The following is a 16625-nucleotide window of genomic DNA, read 5'->3' as shown; positions in this document are numbered from 1 at the left end:
CGTCCACAAACGCATCGAGGTGCCCACCCTTCTCGAGCGGCTGCCCCAATCCCTTGTTAGGCGGGATTTCTCTCGTGGACTACCGACGCTCGACTCCCGCCAAGAATTCGTTCACGGCCGCATTGAACAGCTCGGGTTGATCGACATTGCTAACGTGCCCAGCGTCCGGAATAACCTTTACGATGGACCCCGGTACCATGGCCTGAAACTCCCGGACCGTCTCTGGTCGGGCCTCGTCGTATTCGCCGACCAAGAATAGAACCGGCAGGGTTAGCTCCGGAAGCCGGTCAATTCGATCGTAGTCTCGTAGAGTGCCCGTCGAGACGAACTCCGAAGGACCCCACATGTACTCGTACAACCCTGAGTTTCCTGGTGGCCTGAGCGCGCACTCTTGAATACCCGCGTATGCATCGGGATTCCGGATGCCGAACTGACCCATGAACTCTGTGTTCGCTGCCTCAAAGGCTGCCGTCGCAAAGTCTCCAGAATCCACGGCGGCACGGACCGCGGCCTGAGCCTCAACCGAGAGTTCCGCCACCAAGTCATTAGCATCTCGAAGCCAGCGATCTGTTCCGACCAGTGGGCCCACTAGAGTGACTGACAGCACTCCGGTTGGTGAGGCCGTGAGCAGGTATTCCAAGGCGACGGTGGCACCCCAGGAATGACCCAAAATGTGAAGCGCCTCCAACCCGAGTTCGGCGCGAAGAGCTGTGACCTCCTCAACGAACCTCGGAAGAACCGCGTATCGCTCCAAGTCGGTTATCCGCTCTGAGTGACCTGTCCCCAATTGGTCGTACATGATGACCGGCCGTTCCTCGGCCATGCCAGTCAACGTCGAGGGATAGATGCAACTGGAACTCCCCGGACCGCCGTGAATGACCAGCACAGGCACCCCGGCTCCGTCGCCCATGACGCGGAACGCGATTCGTCCACCCGTTACGTCGACGAACCCATCGTCGGGCAGCCCTGCGGGTGGGCCACAGCCAGCCGAGTACAGGGCGGCCGCAAGGACCGTCCCACACGCAGCAAATGTTCTTTGATGCTTCAATACGCCTCCTGACTCAGCCGAACGTTCTGCGTTTCTGCTGCACGGGCGACCTCGTGACAAAGAACAAGAGCCACCCGACCTGCCGACTACGCAACCCGTGTCAGTAACAATCGCTTGTTACATAGCGCGGTTACCCCATCTCGCGCTCCGTGATTTTTTTCGAGGACTGTACCGGCGCACCCGAATGGCTGTCGTGAGCTGACCCAATAGTCTGAGCCCGCGGCTCAGGGGACGCTCCAATAGATCGGCACAGTATCCCCCTGACACGCGATGCGCGTGATATCTGGTCCCGATCGAACAACGTGCGTCCGCCCGAACCCCTCCATGCAAAAAGAGTCCTGATTGCGAAAGGTTGGCAGCTCTGGGCCGGACTCTGCCTTGCCCACCACCGGGCCCACTCGGATGTTGCATACCCTCGCGATTGCCTTGAAGGCACTCTGCGTAGTTATGTGGCCCTGCCCGACGACGCCCCCACCCTGCAGTCCTGTCTGTCGGCTCTGTCCACCGTGTCCTCATACCACCGCATCTCATGTCCGACATCGCTCCAGGGCCGCTCCGGTCGACGACTCCGATGACCTGCAAGGTCGTATCCGCTGCTCTCCTGGGGATTATCTTCTCGTCTCCATTGCTTGCGCAGGATCTTCGTCCGATCGAACCGGATGACATGTTTCTGACCCGCTCGGTAGGAGCGCCGGTGGTCAGCCCTGAGGGCGACTGGATTGCATATACGGTATCACGCACATCGCTCGAAGAGGAGCGGTCGTTCACTCGCATTTTTATGTCGCCCTCAACAGGAGGAGAAGCAGTCGGGCTGACAGCTCCGGGGAAGTCAGCGGGCTCGCCGGGCTGGAGCCCGGATGGTCGCTACTTCTCCTTCACCGCATCTCGCGATGAGGGTGAGACCCAGGTCTGGGCGCTCGACCGACGGGGTGGTGAAGGCTTCCCGCTCACCGATGTCTCACAAGGCATCTCTGGCTACCGCTGGTCTCCGGACGGCACCCGGCTGCTGCTCACGGTACGCGATGAGGAGGAGGAAAAGGAAAGCGCGAAGGAGAACGCACCGCAGGAGCCGTGGGTGATTGACCGCCTGCAGTTCAAGCGCGACAACACAGGGTATCTCACAGGCGACCGGCACACACACCTGTACGTCTACGACCTCGAGACCGAGACCCTGCGGCAACTCACTACCGGGCGCTGGGATGAATCTCTGGGTGTCTGGAGCCCCGACGGCACCCAAATCGCGTTCAGCTCCAACCGGACGGGCGAGCCGGACGCGAATGAAAACTCCGACGTGTGGACCGTATCGGCAGATCTTTCTGAACCAACGGATTCGCCGACCCGAGTGACGACCAATCTGGGCTCGGACGGATCTCCGGCGTGGAGCCCCGATGGGCGTTGGCTCACCTACACGACCGGCGTTCGTCCCGATCTGATCTGGTACGCAACCACGCACCTGGCGGTGATCGCTTCAGACGGCGGTGAGGCTCGATTACTGACGACTGCACTCGATCGGAACGTGAGCCAGCCCCGCTTCTCCGCGAACGGCGAATGGATCTGGTTCCGACTCGAGGACTCGGGAGAAAACCACATCGCCCGGATCCGACCCGACGGGTCAGGCCTGGGGCGACCGATCTCGGGCCCTCTCAGCGCGGGTGCGTTCGACTGGGCGGGCGAGACCTTCGCCGCGTCCGTCAGCTACCTGGACCGGCCTGGGGAAATCTATCGAGCCGCCACCCTGGGCTCCGGGGACTGGATCTCTGGCACGGTGCCCGGTGAGACCGCGGTGCTGGATCCAGTGACCACACACAATTCACATTTTCTTTCTACGGTCCGCATCGCGGAAACCCGCACCATTCAGTTTCGGTCGGCAGACGGAACCGAAGTCGAGGGCTTTGTGACCTTTCCCCCAGACTTCGCCGAAGGACGCCGGTACCCGACGCTGCTACGCATCCACGGCGGTCCGGTATCGCAGTACAGCCATGCGTTCCAGTTCGAATCTCAGCTCTTCGCGTCCAAGGGCTACTTGGTTGTCCGTGTAAATCCGCGCGGCTCATCCGGATACGGCCAGGACTTCTCGGCTCAGCTATGGGCGAACTGGGGCACGCCAGACTTCCAGGACGTGATGGCCGGCGTGGACCACGTGATCGCCGAGGGCTGGGCAGATCCGGATCGCCTCGGCGTGGGCGGGTGGTCGTACGGCGGAATCCTCACGAATTACGTGATCACCCAGACGGATCGCTTCCAAGGCGCAATCACGGGTGCGAGCGAGGTGCTTTACATCTCCAACTACGGGCACGACCACTACCAACGGCAGTGGGAGGCAGAACTGGGGCTCCCATGGGAGGACAACAACCGTGACAACTGGGAGCGACTGAGTCCGTTCAACCGGGTCGAGGACATCGAGACCCCGACCCTGATCATGGGGGGTGAGGACGACTGGAACGTCCCCATCTTGAACTCCGAGCAGTTATACCAGGCGCTACGCCGGCGTGGAATCGAGACACAGCTGGTCGTGTATCCGGGACAGAGTCATGGGATCCGCGTGCCCTCGTACCAGGTTGACCGTTACGAACGCTACCTCGCCTGGTACGACACCCACGTTCGGGGGACCGGCCGGCCAATCAGCGACTGACTGACCTAGCACCTCGAGCATGAGACTCTGCAGCTTGCCGGACACAGCTTAGGCGGGCCAGAGCCGTTAACGCTTGAAGCGTGAGCATCGCCCCGAGACCCTCAGAGCCACGGCAATCGCTCTGGATGGGACAAGCACACTCGATATAGCCCTTCAACGAAAGACAAATGAGTTGGCTATAACGCGTCCAAATACAGACAAACGCTGCGGCTTGGGTATTACCCGGTAAGCCACCCAACTTCTCCATGGCATTCTCGAGTTCAACTTCGAAGCCGATACGCCACTCGTAGGACGTTTGCGACGCTTCCATCGCTGGCGCGTTCGACCGGCAGCCCTAGCTTAATCGCCCGATTTGAATTGAAATATGTTCACCCCCGAAACGAGGTCCTGCGATGTCGCAACGCATGCAACCCTTCGCCACCGTGGCCCTGGCGATCGCGGTCGTGTTGGTGACTCCGTCCTTCGTGTCCGCTCAGGCAGACGAAACAAGGACGATCTCCTTGGAAATGTATCTCGATCTCGAGAGCGCATCCGACCCCCAGATCTCCCCCGATGGCTCGCAAGTCGTCTACACCCGTGGCTGGGTCGACAAGATGAACGATCGCCGCGAGTCGTCAGTCTGGATCATGAATGTCGACGGTTCGAGGGCTCGCTTCCTCGTCGACGGCTCCGGTCCGATCTGGTCTCCAGACGGGACTCGGATCGCCTATACCTCTGAAGGCGAGCCCAAAGGCAGCCAGATCTTCGTTCGCTGGATGGACGACGAAGGTGCCTCGAGCCAGATCACGCGACTGCAGAAGGCTCCTGGCGGAATCCGTTGGGCGCCCGACGGCAACACACTTTCATTCACGATGACTATGGACGGAGAAGAGGCTTGGTCAGTCAGCCCTCCCGGCCGACCGGAGGGGGCGAACTGGACCGAACCACCGAAGGTCGTCACTCGGGCCGACTATCGTCAGGACCGTGTCGGCTTCGTCGACGAAGGTTGGAGGCACATTTTCGTGGTTCCCGCAGAGGGTGGGACCGCACGGCAGCTCACGGACGGATACTGGAACCACTCGACAGGAGAATGGACGCCCGACGGAGCGGAGTTGGTGTTCTCGTCACTGCGTACCGAAGACTCCGAGCTCTCTTGGCGTCAGTCCGAGGTCTACGCCGTGAACGTCGCGAATGGCACGATCCGTCAGTTGACTACCCGGCATGGCCAAGACTCCGGTCCGATCCCGTCTCCGGCGGGTGACCTGATCGCGTATCGCGGTGCCGACTTCCACACCGACACGTACCGCAATTCCGGTGTGTATATCATGAACATGGATGGCTCCAATTCTCACCTGATTTCGGGAGACTTCGATCGTTCCATCAATGGCATGCAGTGGGCCCACGATGGAAGTGGCCTGTACCTCACGGTCAGCGCTGAAGGGGACCGGAACATCCACTTCGTCTCGACGGGTGGTGGCGTGACTGCGCTGTCGTCGGGTAACCACATGTTCGCACTGAGTTCGTTCACAGCTGACGGACAAGCGGTCGGCACCCTCACCAGTCCACAGTTGCCGTCCGACATCGTGTCCTTCAGTCTCTCCGACCCGAACCGTCGGACACAGCTGACACACGTGAATGACGACGTGTTCGCTGGCGTGACATTTGGCGACGTCGAAGAGATCAAGTACGAGTCGGTCGATGGCTTCGAGATCGAGGGTTGGATCGTCAAGCCGCCGGACTTCGATCCGAGCCGCAAGTACCCGATGATGCTGTCGATCCACGGTGGGCCGCACGGCATGTACAACGTCGGCTTCAACTTCGCCTGGCAGGAGCATGCAGCGAACGGATACGTCGTACTCTACACAAACCCCCGTGGCAGCTCCGGGTACGGAAGTGCGTTCGGCAATTCGATCAAGAACGCGTATCCGGGCAAAGACTACGACGACCTGATGAACGGAGTCGACTTGGTCATCGACCGTGGGTACATCGACGATGAGAACATGTTCGTCTATGGCTGCTCCGGTGGTGGCGTGCTTACGTCGTGGGTGGTTGGGCACACCGATCGTTTCGCAGCCGCTTCGGCAAACTGCCCGGTGATCAACTGGTTGTCTTTCGTGGGTACGACGGACGGCATCGGATGGTATCGGAACTTCGAGAATCTCCCCTGGGACGACCCGAGTGAGCACCTGCGTCGCTCGCCGCTCATGTACGTGGGGAACGTCACGACTCCTACAATGCTCATGACGGGCGTCAACGACCTTCGCACGCCGATGCCTCAGACCGAAGAATATTTCGCGGCGCTCAAGGTCATGGGTGTCGAGACGGCGATGGTTCGCTTCAACAACGAATGGCACGGCACGTCGAGTACGCCGTCGAACTTCCTCCGTACCCAGCTCTTCCTGCGAGAATGGTTCGCAAAGCACTCGAGCGGACGGAGCATCACGCAGGACTGATTCAGTTTCGATCCGCAGTCGGATCCGAACGGGGGCTGGGTGGCATCGCCGACCCAGCCCCTTCGTTCGTTCAGTCGCTCTCGAGTGTACTCATCGGGGCGACGGGGCCAACACGGCGGCCATTCCAATCACCGTGTCGGTCACGGCGATCAAGAGTCCCTCCCCGAGGACCAGCCGCTGGACCGCGCGCCGATCGACGCCGAGTGCAAGTCGAATTCCGATCTCACGCTCTCGGAGCGATACCGAGTAGGTCATCACTCCGTAGATACCCACCACAGCCAAGGTGAGGCCGGGCACTCCGAATCGGCCGAGTACCGTCCCGCCCTCGGTCAGCTCAGTCTCCAACACAGTTGCTAACGTCTCGCGATTCTGCTGCCTGGACCCACCTCGAGGCAAGCGAATCGTACCTAATAGGTAACCCGTGGCAGGAGCAATCTCTTGTTAGACTGTGGCCCTGCACGACCGCACTCGTCAGCCCCAGGTAGCGATTAGCGACTCCGCTGAGGAGCGCCTCGAATCGCCCGACCTGGAGCTACGCCCTCCACCAACTCCCCACCACGGACGACACGCACGCCGTTGACCCACACATGTTCAATGCCAACGGACGTCTGAGCCGGCTCCAGATAGGTGGCTCGCTCTCTCACGGTGGCGAGGTCGAACACGACGATGTCTGCATCCGCACCAGCGCTGAGACGACCTTTCCGCCGCATTGCCGGTGACGCCTGCTGCAGCTGCACCGCAGCCAGATAGCTGGTCTTCCGCATGGCTTCGACGAGAGAGAGGTCCCCCCACTCCCGAACATATTGACGTAGGAAGCGAGCATAGGTCCCGGCCCCGCGCGGATGTCCGAGTCCCTCGGGACTAATCTCGCCATCGCTCGCGACCATTACGATCGGACTCGTCAGGGCCTTACGTAAGGTCTCCGTGGGAATGAAGTGCACGATGACACGATCGTGGTTGTCGTCGGACCGATACCGATGGAAGGTCTCCTCGGTGAGGCGCTCACCCGTGCTCACTAGCTCGATGTCGTCATACCCAATCGACATCCGCTCCCTGAACCCCAGGTCGAACACCGACGTCTCCAGACCCGTCGAACCTGCCTCCCACGGATAGGCATCGGCCGACACGTCGATGCCGTGCGCGGCGGCCCCCTCGAGGAGATCTAGGACGAGATCAATGTCCCTCGGGGACGTCGAGTTCACGTGGGCTACGTGCGCTGAGGCGCCCGTAGCGGCGGCCGTCGCGATGACTTCGTGGATCGCCTTGACGCTGTTGATCGGGCGCTGCGGCCCTAAATATCGGATGTGCAGGTGCGACGGGACGCCATATTGAGCCCCAAGCTCAAAGAGGCGAAAGATCTCCTCCTCGGTAGTGCTCGGCACATATTGAATCCCGAATCCGATCCCAAGCGCGCCCCCCAAGATCCCCTCTCGGGCCAGTTCCACAATGCGGGTGACCTCCTCGGCAGTCGCCGGAACCTCACGCTCTCTCCCATCGGCCTTCGAGGAGAGTCCCACTGCGCCCCGCAGGGCAGCGTGCCCCACATTGGTGCCATAGTTGAGCAGCATGTCCTCCGACTCCATCGAACGGTACCGGGCCTCGACATCGACAGGCCCGCCGTGCAATTCAAGCACGGTCGTCACGCCGTCAGTCACCTTGTAGAGTGCACTTGGTAGCCGAGCGGCAACGAGATGGGTGAGCGGGTCGATGAACCCCGGGGCGACCACGAGACCGCGAGCATCGACCTCGCTGTCGCCAGATATGGAATCCGTGGTCACGACCGCAATCTGACCACCGCGCAGCCCAACGTTGGCGATTCCATCGAACCTCGTCTCGGGGTCGATGACGCGGCCACCGAGGATCGCGACGTCATAGCGGATCACCTGCGCGTCTGTCAGGACGGGCGTACAAAAGAGTGCTGCAAGGACGGTCGAGAATAGAATCGATCGGATGTTCCACATTGAGCATCTTCCTTTTTGAGCGTCGGCGGATGGATGTCCGCGCGTTTTCAATAGTCCCCGGCCAAGTCGATTCTCAAGATCGCGATCCGCACCGGGCCGCGCACTTTCACATACGTGACGGCACGGCCCGCCTGCTAACAAACCCACCATGTTACCTGACTTACCCACCCGCGAGTTCGTTCCAGTAGCAATGGATTGTTAGAAAGCTGACTCGAATAGCTGATCACTAACGGAAGCTCCCCAACTCTCGGACGGTCTCTTGATCGAGGCGTTGGAGCACCTCGATGAGCAACTGAACTGCCTCATCGAAGTCCGACCGCTGTATGATGCCGGTATGAGAATGGAGATAGCGCGTGGGTACCGTGATGTTCACAGAAGGGCGACCTGAGTCGAAGCGTTGGATCTCAGCGCCGTCCTCCCCGTACCCGGTCAGGACATCGGGCTGAAGGGAAATGCCAGTTTCGTCAGCAATTCTGAACATGAAGTCACGGAACTTCCTGTTGGGGATCATGGAGCTATCCAGCAGGAACATTCCTGGCCCGCCTCCGAGTCGCTCCTGAGCTTGGGTCGGTCCAATCCCTGGGAAGTCAGCCGCGACCCCGGCCTCAATCGAAATTCCGATTTCTGGCTTAGCTAGTGCGACGGCAGTTTGAGCGCCCCTCAACCCGATCTCCTCCTGCGTAGTGGCCACCCAGACGACCTCCGCAGGGACTTGGATTCCTTCATCCCGGATCCTTCTAGCGGCAACCAGCATCACTGCGAGGCCCACGCGGTCGTCCCACGCCTTCGCCGCGTAACGCTCGTTGGCCAATACGGCGAAGTCACTGAGCGGAGCGATACCATCTCCTGGTCTCACCCCCATCGCCTCGACTTCGTCTCTCGACGTCGCTCCCACATCTAGGAAAATCTCATCCAACGCCCATACGCGCTCACGTTGAGCGGCTGGCGTGACGTGGACGGTCCGAATGCCGCTGATCCCCATCACTGGGCCCTCACTCCCCAGTATGGTCCACCGCTGATCCGGAAGGGCCTGCCTGAGCCAGCCACCGAGAGCCTTCACTCGGATAAATCCATCTGGCGTGATGTACTGCACCATGAGCCCGACTTCGTCGAGATGCGCCGTGACCATGACCACAGGACCACCCGCCCCACCTGGGATCGTGGCGAGCACTGATCCTAGACCGTCAAACCGAATATCAGAGCCTAGGTCCTCAAACTCCCGGACAACAATCTCTCTGACGGATTCTTCAAAGGCTGACGGACCCGGCGCTTCTGTCAGCGCCCGCATCAGTTCGGCACTCGCATCAAGCGTCTGGCTGGATGCCGGGGCTGTCATGAGGGAGGCTACAAATACAAACATCCAAGATCGATTCATCTGATTCCCTCGGGGTGGGTCAACTTAGCGCCAGCCTTCTAACATCTCGCGATTCCACTGCGCAGCAGCGCTAGTTGACTGCCCGCGAGGTCGAGCGTCTCAACTGTAACCGGTGACGATGGCAACCGCTTGTTCGGTGGCACCCCGCTCACTCTACCTGCTCAGTTATGCCCGAATCACAAGGAAGGACTGCGAACAGCTCTACGCGACTCAGGCCGAGTGGATCACGACGGAGGTGGACGATCCCGCTCCCTTCGCCGTCGGCGACAACATCCCGGAAGGCTATCGGCCAGCTTCACCGAAGACTTCGATGGCGAATTCCCGAAGCGCATTCAACAAAGTTTCTCGGTGTTTGGTCACACCATTGCTATGACCGGCCTCCAGCGGAACAACCCTCGCATTGGGAGCGGCCTTGGCGAGCGCACCGGCGTGTGAGAACGGGACAATTTGATCATCAAGGCCGTGGAAGAGCAGCCAAGGCTCCGAAACACTGTCCGCGCGCTCAATATTCGAGAACTGAGTCTTCATGAGCCAGCGTACCGGAAGCCACGGATATCTGAGCACCGCAATGTCTGGAGCAGACGTGAACGCACCTTCCGTGATTATGCCAGCAAGATCCTCCTGGGCGGCAAGGAATGTTGCCGGCCCTGATCCTATGGAGAAGCCATACACTACGATGCTGTCCGGACGTACTCCCCTTGTTTCTGTGAGGTATGTCCAGCCAGCCATCGCGTCGAGGTAGGTACCTTGCTCCTCAGCTCTGCCCAAGGCCTTGGAGGCCCCGTAGCCCCGGAACTCGACCGAGAGGACGTTGAACCCAGCTGCCCGCAACAATGCGTACCTGCCGCCGGAGTCGGAGACGAGCATATCGTTTCCATGAAAGAAGATCGCCCACCGTCCACTGACATCGGTCGGAAGACTACTCTCAATGAGAAACGTCGTGGCGCCACCTGCCCCTCCCACTCGAAGGGAGTCCCAGGGGAACTCGGCCGCCGCTCCCGGCGCGATGGGAAGATCCGTCCGAGATTGGCCAGGGAATACAAGGGATGACTCGTTGAGCATGAACCAGCCGACGACAACGGCTGAGATGACACCCAGCACTCCCAATCCTCCCACCATTACGCTTCGCACAATGCTCCTCACAGACAGGCGACCTCTCCGGCTTCCTCTTTCGCGGCTCAGCTGCGCGGCCATTCTAACTGACCGCGCCCTTCGCGTACCACCCGACAGTAACCCGTGTCCGCAGCAACTGCTTATTAGAGAGAATCCCCCGTCTCGCCCAAAGCCGCGCTAGGATCCGGCACCTTCAGCAGCGGCGTCTCCGAGCTGAGCCAGAAAGGGGCCAAACTGGGCCACCCGGTCCAAGACGCGCTCCGCGCCATCGAAACTACCCGACCCGATGAAGTCGCTGCGAACAACAACACAGCGAACCCCTGCCGCCCTGGCCGATGCGAAGCCACGTGGCGAGTCCTCGATTGCAACACAGGCTTCGGGTGTGGCACCGATCAGATCCATAGCTCGGAGGTACGGCTCAGGATGAGGCTTGTGCCTTGAGCAGTCCTCTGCCGTCACGATGTGTTCAAAGTGTTCCAACAAGCCGGTCTGACCGTGGATCTGATCGATGTAGCGCCTCAACGAAGTTGTCACCATGACAGATCGATAAGATCTGGCAATCTCTTCCAGGGCACGGCGGGCTCCCGGGATCAACACGTCGCGCTGGGAAAGTAGCTCGGCATAGATCTCGTCACGGATATGGCGGATCTCGGCCTGAGTCACGCCGATGCCTTCTGCCTCATCGAGGAGCCGGACGATGCCCGAACCAACAGCCTGTAGTGCAGCCCACCTGTCGTGACTAACGGCCACCCCGTGATCCGCCAGTGCTCGAGCAGTGGCTTCGAAGAAAAGTGGCTCCGTATCAACGAGCACACCGTCGTGGTCCCACAGGACAAAATTCACAGGCACCGCTACACGCTTCACTTTCTAAGGACCTTTCCACTCTTCCTAACGTCTCGCGATGCTACTGCACGGTCGGCCATTTGACGAGCGTGTAGCGCGCCCGATCTGCAATCCGCGACTGTAGCGATCACTTATACTGCTCACAGGCCGTGGCCCAACTCCTTATCCGTCAGGCCTATAGAAACCCCAAGTCGTGAACGATGACTCGACCCGGGCCTGCCCCACTATCTCGTAGCCGAAACGCTCGTAGAGGCTGACGTTCCTCTTCACCTCCGTCGTCAGCGCTACACCCACTGAGGAATCGTCCATTTCTGAGAGCGCATGAACTGCCTCAAGTAGTCCGCGTCCCAGACCATGTCCCCGCACATCTTTGCGGACACCGATCAGACTGAGATGAAGATGTGGTTGTTCGACCTCAAAGGGAGCGCTCGCTTGAGTAAACAATTCGTAGCGGGACCGTGCATCGCCGCCAAGCGACGCCCACATGTTCTCGCGCAAGTTCACCACCTTCGGTGGACTCTCAGCCGCTGGCCGCGAAACGGTGGCCGCTGCGCTCAATCCGGAGGGACCTTCAATGCCTAGAAGCCATTCGTCGCAAGCGATTCTCGCGGCCACATCGAAAGTCATCAGCTCGTTAAGCCGCGCACCGTAGTCCGCGGAAGTCCCAAGGACGAACCGCATGACCGGGTAGTCGAAGAATGTCTCACAAAGTACGTCAACTATCTCGGACGCTCGATCTGCGTGCAAAATTCCGACTCGTGGTCGACCCTGTAGCATGCCCGCCTCGTCTCCTCGATTGTGCGATCTAAGGTCTCGCGTTTCTGCCGCACCGTCACACTAGCTGACCGCGCACACCGCGCGCGACCCGACTCTAAACCTGGCCAGCAAACGCTCGTCAGGCGGTGTACCCAAAAGGCCACGCGCCGATCTACTGACTCGCGCGACGACACTGTCCTATGTTCAGGCATTCCTCACATCGTCCGAACCGAGAACGACTATGCGTAGCACGTTATTGGCCCTCGCGGTCCTCTTTCTCCCCGCCACATTGTCGGGTCAAGACTCAAGTTCGGACTATACAGAGCCGTACCAACAAGATGCCTTGAGCATCCTCGAAACGATCATTGGATACCGAAGCGCAGCTACGCACGGTCAGGTTCCGGATCTGGCGGCATACCTAGCGGGTCACTTTCGCGAGGGAGGATTCCCGGACGAAGACGTCCACGTTCTTCCCTTTGAGGTCGAAGGGGGAGAAGAGACAGCCGGGCTAATCGTCCGGTACCGGGGTGACGGATCATCAGGAGAGCGCCCGATCCTGCTGCTGGCACACATGGATGTGGTCGACGCCCTTCCTCAAGACTGGACTCGAAGTCCATTCACGCTCGTCGAGGAGGACGGCTATTTCTTTGGCCGAGGCACTTCAGACAACAAAATGGGGATCACCACCCTCACTACCACGTTTCTCCGTTTGAGAGCCGAAGGCTTTGTGCCAACGCGGGACCTCATTATCGCCTTCACGGGCGACGAGGAGACCGGCATGATGTCCGCGCACCGAATGGTAACAACTCACCGAGAGCTGACAGATGCGGAATTTGCTCTGAACGCTGATGGAGGCGGAGGTGTTCTCGACGCGAGTGGAGACGCCGTTAGCTATGCAATTCAAACGTCTGAGAAAACCTACGCCACGTTCGAACTAACCGTCACAAATCCAGGTGGACACAGCTCCACCCCTCGGACCGACAATGCGATTTACGATCTGGCGACCGCGCTCAGCAATGTCGAGGCATACCGCTTCCCCGTGATGGTCAACGAGGCCACGCGACTGTACTTGAACGGCACGGCCGCGGTCACGCCGGGTGAAGTCGGTGAGGCCATGGCCCGATTGGCAGAGAACCCAGACGATTCACAGGCTGCGGATATCCTCTGGCATCAGCCAGAGATCGTTGGCCTAACCCGGACGACTTGCATAGCGACGATGCTCCGCGCTGGTCATGCCGAGAACGCGTTGCCCCAGTCGGCTACTGCAACTATCAACTGTCGGATCTTTCCCGGGGTGGATGTTGCTGCGGTACAAACCACCTTGGAGAGAATCGCCGCCACTCCGGGCTTGACGATCCAGGTGTTCGGCGATCCCAAGACTAGCCCAGCCTCACCAATTCGGGACGATGTCGTGGATGCCGTCACCGCCGCGGTTGAGGCCCGCTACCCAGGCACACCAATCATTCCATACATGGCGCCCTACGGGACCGACGGATTGGTGGTTCGTGCTTCGGGCATACCCACATACGGCGTCATGGGCGCCTTCTTCAAAGACAACGATTCATTCATGCACGGTCTCAACGAACGAGTGAGGGTGCGAGAGTTCTACGGGGCCCTCGAGCATTGGTATACGATACTAAACAGATTGGCGGGCCGACCCGCGACGTAACGGCGGGGCCATTTTCACTCGACGTACGCGATCGAGAATGGTCCAAGTGACCGATCGGAGCACGCACCGCCCGACGTCTCGCGATTCTGCTGCACGGCCAGCCTCCCCAAAGGGTACGCGAGTTGGCGCCGAGTGGCCCGCCCGCCTACCCGCGAAACCGTGTCAGTAGCAACTGCTTTTCAGAAAACACGGAGTATGACCCAGCGGACCTCTCCGCTTTAGCCGGCCGGGTCTGTGATATTCGTGCTCTGATACGCGACCACTTTCCATGCGCCCTCGACGCGGGCGAAGCTGAATGTGACGCGCGCACCAGCCTCATGGGGCAGCTGCCTCATGCGCACGTTTACGATCGCGGCGTCTCCGTAGATGCGAACGACGATCTCGTCCACGCTGGGAGCATGGTCCGGAGTGGGAACGACATTCGGGAAAATTTCCTCCGGAGCGTAGATCTGTCCGTCGGGAGCCCACGTGAATACGAAGTCGTCCACAAAGACCTCGGTGTACTTCTCTACATCGCCTTCGCGGATGGCTTCGTTGAACTGTTCGATTCGTGCCAAGAGTTGCTCACGATCCTCCGCTTCCGTCGCAGCCGGTGGTCCCGCGCATGACGCGAGAGCAATCAGCAGCAGGGTCGCAGCTTGTCTCTGCGTCGATGTCATCGGGATGTCCCCCTGTAGTGCTTTCTAACGTCTTGCGATTCTGCTGCCCGGCCACTCTTGCTGACCCGTGCGTATCCGTGTCCGACCCAACTGTAACCCGTGTCAGTAGCAACTGCTTGTTAGTCAGAATCTCTCCTTAGGCGATCCTACCGGACCCTGTGGGCGCCATCTAGGTTGTCCCAAACGTTGGCCACCACGCTCGACCGTCGGCAAGAGGCACATAAATGGAGAATCTGCGCGGCAGCCTGCTAATTTCCAGCGGTGGTCTGCACGACCCGAACTTCCGCCACACCGTGGTTCTGGTTGGGGAGCATAACTCGGAGGGGTCGCTGGGCGTGGTACTGAATCGGACTCTTGGCATCTCAGTTCAGAATGCGCTCCCCACTTTGAGCGATCTGGTGCCTCCAGGTGAGTCGCTATTCGAGGGTGGCCCAGTCCAGCCGGGTAGTCCCGTGCTTTTGGCCGAGTTTAAGACCCCGGAGTCAGCAGATATCCTGGTGTTCGGGTCCGTAGGGTTTCTTGTGGGCCAAGTACAGTCCGACATCGAACCAAGTATTGTCAGAGCGAGGGTCTTCGCGGGTTACTCAGGATGGGGGCCGGGTCAACTCGAGGCAGAGATGGCCGCCGAAAGTTGGATCATCGAATCCGCTCTTGAGGATGACGTATTCACCACCGCGCCAGACTTGCTCTGGAGTAGCGTGCTCAAGCGGAAAGGACCGGCGTACCGGCAATTATCCCTGACGCCATACGACCCATCGATGAACTAACCGCTGGATGATCCACCGGGCTTACTGATTCTCTACAACGTTCTGCGTTTCTACTGCACGGCCCTTCTGCTAACAAGGGCTGCGAGCCGATAGGCGAGTGACCCGCCCGCCTATCATCGTTGGGCGAGACAGGTGCTCCCCGCTTGCCCACTGTCCGGCGCGGCAGGATGTTGGGCGAGCGTAAGGTGTCGATGCCTTAGGCTTTCGTGCGGACCATTCGACTAAGGAGTCCCCTCATGAGCCGGATCGCACAAGTCGCTGTCGCGCTTTTCTCCACAAGCTTCGTCATGTCCCTCCCCGCCTCCGGACAAGAACTTCAACCGGTCGGAGGCCGTTCACCGAGCGAAGGGCAACGGGTGGTATTTGTCACAGGCTCTACCGGTGGCCTGGGACGAGAAGTAGCCAGGGGTCTCGCGGCGAGCGGCGACCACGTCGTCCTACACGGCAGGAGCCTCGAGCGGGGGATGGAGCTCGTGGCCGAAATCGAAGCCGCGGGGCGTGGGAGCGCGCGCTTGTATCTCGCGGACCTCGGCTCCTTAAAACAAGTGAACGCGCTCGCGAGGGCCATCCAACGTGACTACGGCCGCCTCGACGTGCTCGTCAACAACGCCGGAATCTGGCTGGAAGGCCCTCGGCAACTTAGCGACGACGGCCACGAGCTTCACTTCCAGGTCAACTACCTCTCCAGCTTCCTCCTTACCCGAGAGCTTCTTCCCCTACTCCGCCAGAGCGCCCCGTCGAGAATCGTCCACGTCTCTTCCGTCGCCCAGCAGCCGATCGACTTTGGTAACGTGATGCTCGAAGACGATTACAGCGATGGTCGCGCCTACGCCCAGAGTAAGCTAGCCCAGATCATGCTCACGTTCGATCTCGCCGAGGAGCTAGCAGGCAGTGGAGTCACAACCAACGCTGTGCATCCTGCGTCCATGATGGACACCGACATGGTCTTGGGCCGCGGCGCGCAGGCTCGCAGTAGCGTCCATGATGGAGTCGACGCGGTGATGTATGTCCTCGCCGGAGAGGATATCGGGACCGGCGGTTATTTCAATCAGACGACACCGACTCGCGCGCATCTCCAGGCGTACGACGCAGACGCCCGGGAGCGGCTGCGGACTCTCGCGGAGCGGCTGACGACTGCGCGCTGAAGAGAGAGAACACCCGACCGAAGACGGGAAACAAAGCCTTGGCCTCGTGGCGTTCTAACGTCTTGCGGTCCTGTTGCATGGGCCGCTCAGTAGCAACCGCTTCTTAGTTCGCCCCGCTTGACTCCCGACCTGCCCCTCATGAACCCGATCCCACTAGGTCCACTTCGAATGGTCCAGCCGACAGGCCATATGGAGTCCCCTCGACCCCACCCATCGCGTCTGTCA

Annotated in this window: 13 protein-coding genes; 5 read left to right on the top strand and 8 right to left on the bottom strand. The window is 60.2% G+C overall.

Annotated features, from left to right (window positions below):
• Positions 1–79: 79 nt before the first annotated feature.
• Complete coding sequence (locus tag OSA81_05610; GenBank protein MDE0898475.1) at positions 80–1048, bottom strand: proline iminopeptidase-family hydrolase; 969 nt, start codon at positions 1046–1048, stop codon at positions 80–82.
• A 571-nt stretch (positions 1049–1619) separates the two neighbouring features.
• Here OSA81_05610 and OSA81_05605 point away from each other — a divergent pair.
• Together OSA81_05605 and OSA81_05600 are read left to right on the top strand one after the other, a co-directional pair.
• A complete protein-coding gene (locus tag OSA81_05605; GenBank protein MDE0898474.1) occupies positions 1620–3680 on the top strand; it encodes a S9 family peptidase in 2061 nt (686 codons plus the stop codon).
• Positions 3681–4072: 392 nt separating this feature from the next.
• Complete coding sequence (locus OSA81_05600; GenBank protein ID MDE0898473.1) at positions 4073–6112, top strand: S9 family peptidase; 2040 nt, start codon at positions 4073–4075, stop codon at positions 6110–6112.
• Positions 6113–6202: 90 nt separating this feature from the next.
• Here the strand turns inward: OSA81_05600 and OSA81_05595 are convergent, their stop codons facing one another.
• The 6 genes from OSA81_05595 to OSA81_05570 form a co-directional block, all read right to left on the bottom strand.
• Entirely contained in the window at positions 6203–6460 is a 258-nt protein-coding gene (locus OSA81_05595) for a hypothetical protein (GenBank protein ID MDE0898472.1), read from the bottom strand.
• A 140-nt stretch (positions 6461–6600) separates the two neighbouring features.
• On the bottom strand, positions 6601–8073 hold the full coding sequence (locus tag OSA81_05590; protein MDE0898471.1) for an amidohydrolase family protein: 1473 nt from the start codon (positions 8071–8073) through the stop codon (positions 6601–6603).
• Positions 8074–8299: 226 nt separating this feature from the next.
• Positions 8300–9448, bottom strand: a complete 1149-nt coding sequence (locus tag OSA81_05585) for a M42 family metallopeptidase (GenBank protein ID MDE0898470.1) — start codon at positions 9446–9448, stop codon at positions 8300–8302.
• Positions 9449–9730: 282 nt separating this feature from the next.
• Entirely contained in the window at positions 9731–10579 is an 849-nt protein-coding gene (locus tag OSA81_05580; GenBank protein MDE0898469.1) for an alpha/beta hydrolase, read from the bottom strand.
• A 159-nt stretch (positions 10580–10738) separates the two neighbouring features.
• Positions 10739–11425, bottom strand: a complete 687-nt coding sequence (locus OSA81_05575) for an HAD family phosphatase (protein MDE0898468.1) — start codon at positions 11423–11425, stop codon at positions 10739–10741.
• Positions 11426–11566: 141 nt separating this feature from the next.
• Complete coding sequence (locus tag OSA81_05570; protein ID MDE0898467.1) at positions 11567–12181, bottom strand: GNAT family N-acetyltransferase; 615 nt, start codon at positions 12179–12181, stop codon at positions 11567–11569.
• 220 nt (positions 12182–12401) lie between these two features.
• On the opposite strand from OSA81_05570, the gene OSA81_05565 reads away from it, so the two are divergent.
• Positions 12402–13829, top strand: a complete 1428-nt coding sequence (locus tag OSA81_05565) for a M20/M25/M40 family metallo-hydrolase (protein MDE0898466.1) — start codon at positions 12402–12404, stop codon at positions 13827–13829.
• A 218-nt stretch (positions 13830–14047) separates the two neighbouring features.
• Here the strand turns inward: OSA81_05565 and OSA81_05560 are convergent, their stop codons facing one another.
• Positions 14048–14488, bottom strand: coding sequence for a nuclear transport factor 2 family protein (locus OSA81_05560; protein ID MDE0898465.1), 441 nt, complete (start codon positions 14486–14488; stop codon positions 14048–14050).
• A gap of 224 nt (positions 14489–14712) precedes the next feature.
• Between OSA81_05560 and OSA81_05555 the strand changes: the two genes are divergently transcribed.
• Together OSA81_05555 and OSA81_05550 are read left to right on the top strand one after the other, a co-directional pair.
• Positions 14713–15255 carry a YqgE/AlgH family protein gene (locus OSA81_05555; protein ID MDE0898464.1) on the top strand — a complete coding sequence of 181 codons (543 nt, stop codon included), beginning with the start codon at positions 14713–14715 and terminating at the stop codon, positions 15253–15255.
• A gap of 236 nt (positions 15256–15491) precedes the next feature.
• Positions 15492–16400: an SDR family NAD(P)-dependent oxidoreductase gene (locus OSA81_05550; protein ID MDE0898463.1), complete on the top strand. Its 909-nt coding sequence runs from the start codon at positions 15492–15494 to the stop codon at positions 16398–16400.
• Positions 16401–16625: the final 225 nt, after the last annotated feature.

Source organism: Longimicrobiales bacterium, from assembly GCA_028823235.1.
GTDB lineage: Bacteria > Gemmatimonadota > Gemmatimonadetes > Longimicrobiales > Gaopeijiaceae > UBA2589.
This window is presented reverse-complemented; position numbering and strand designations above follow the sequence as displayed.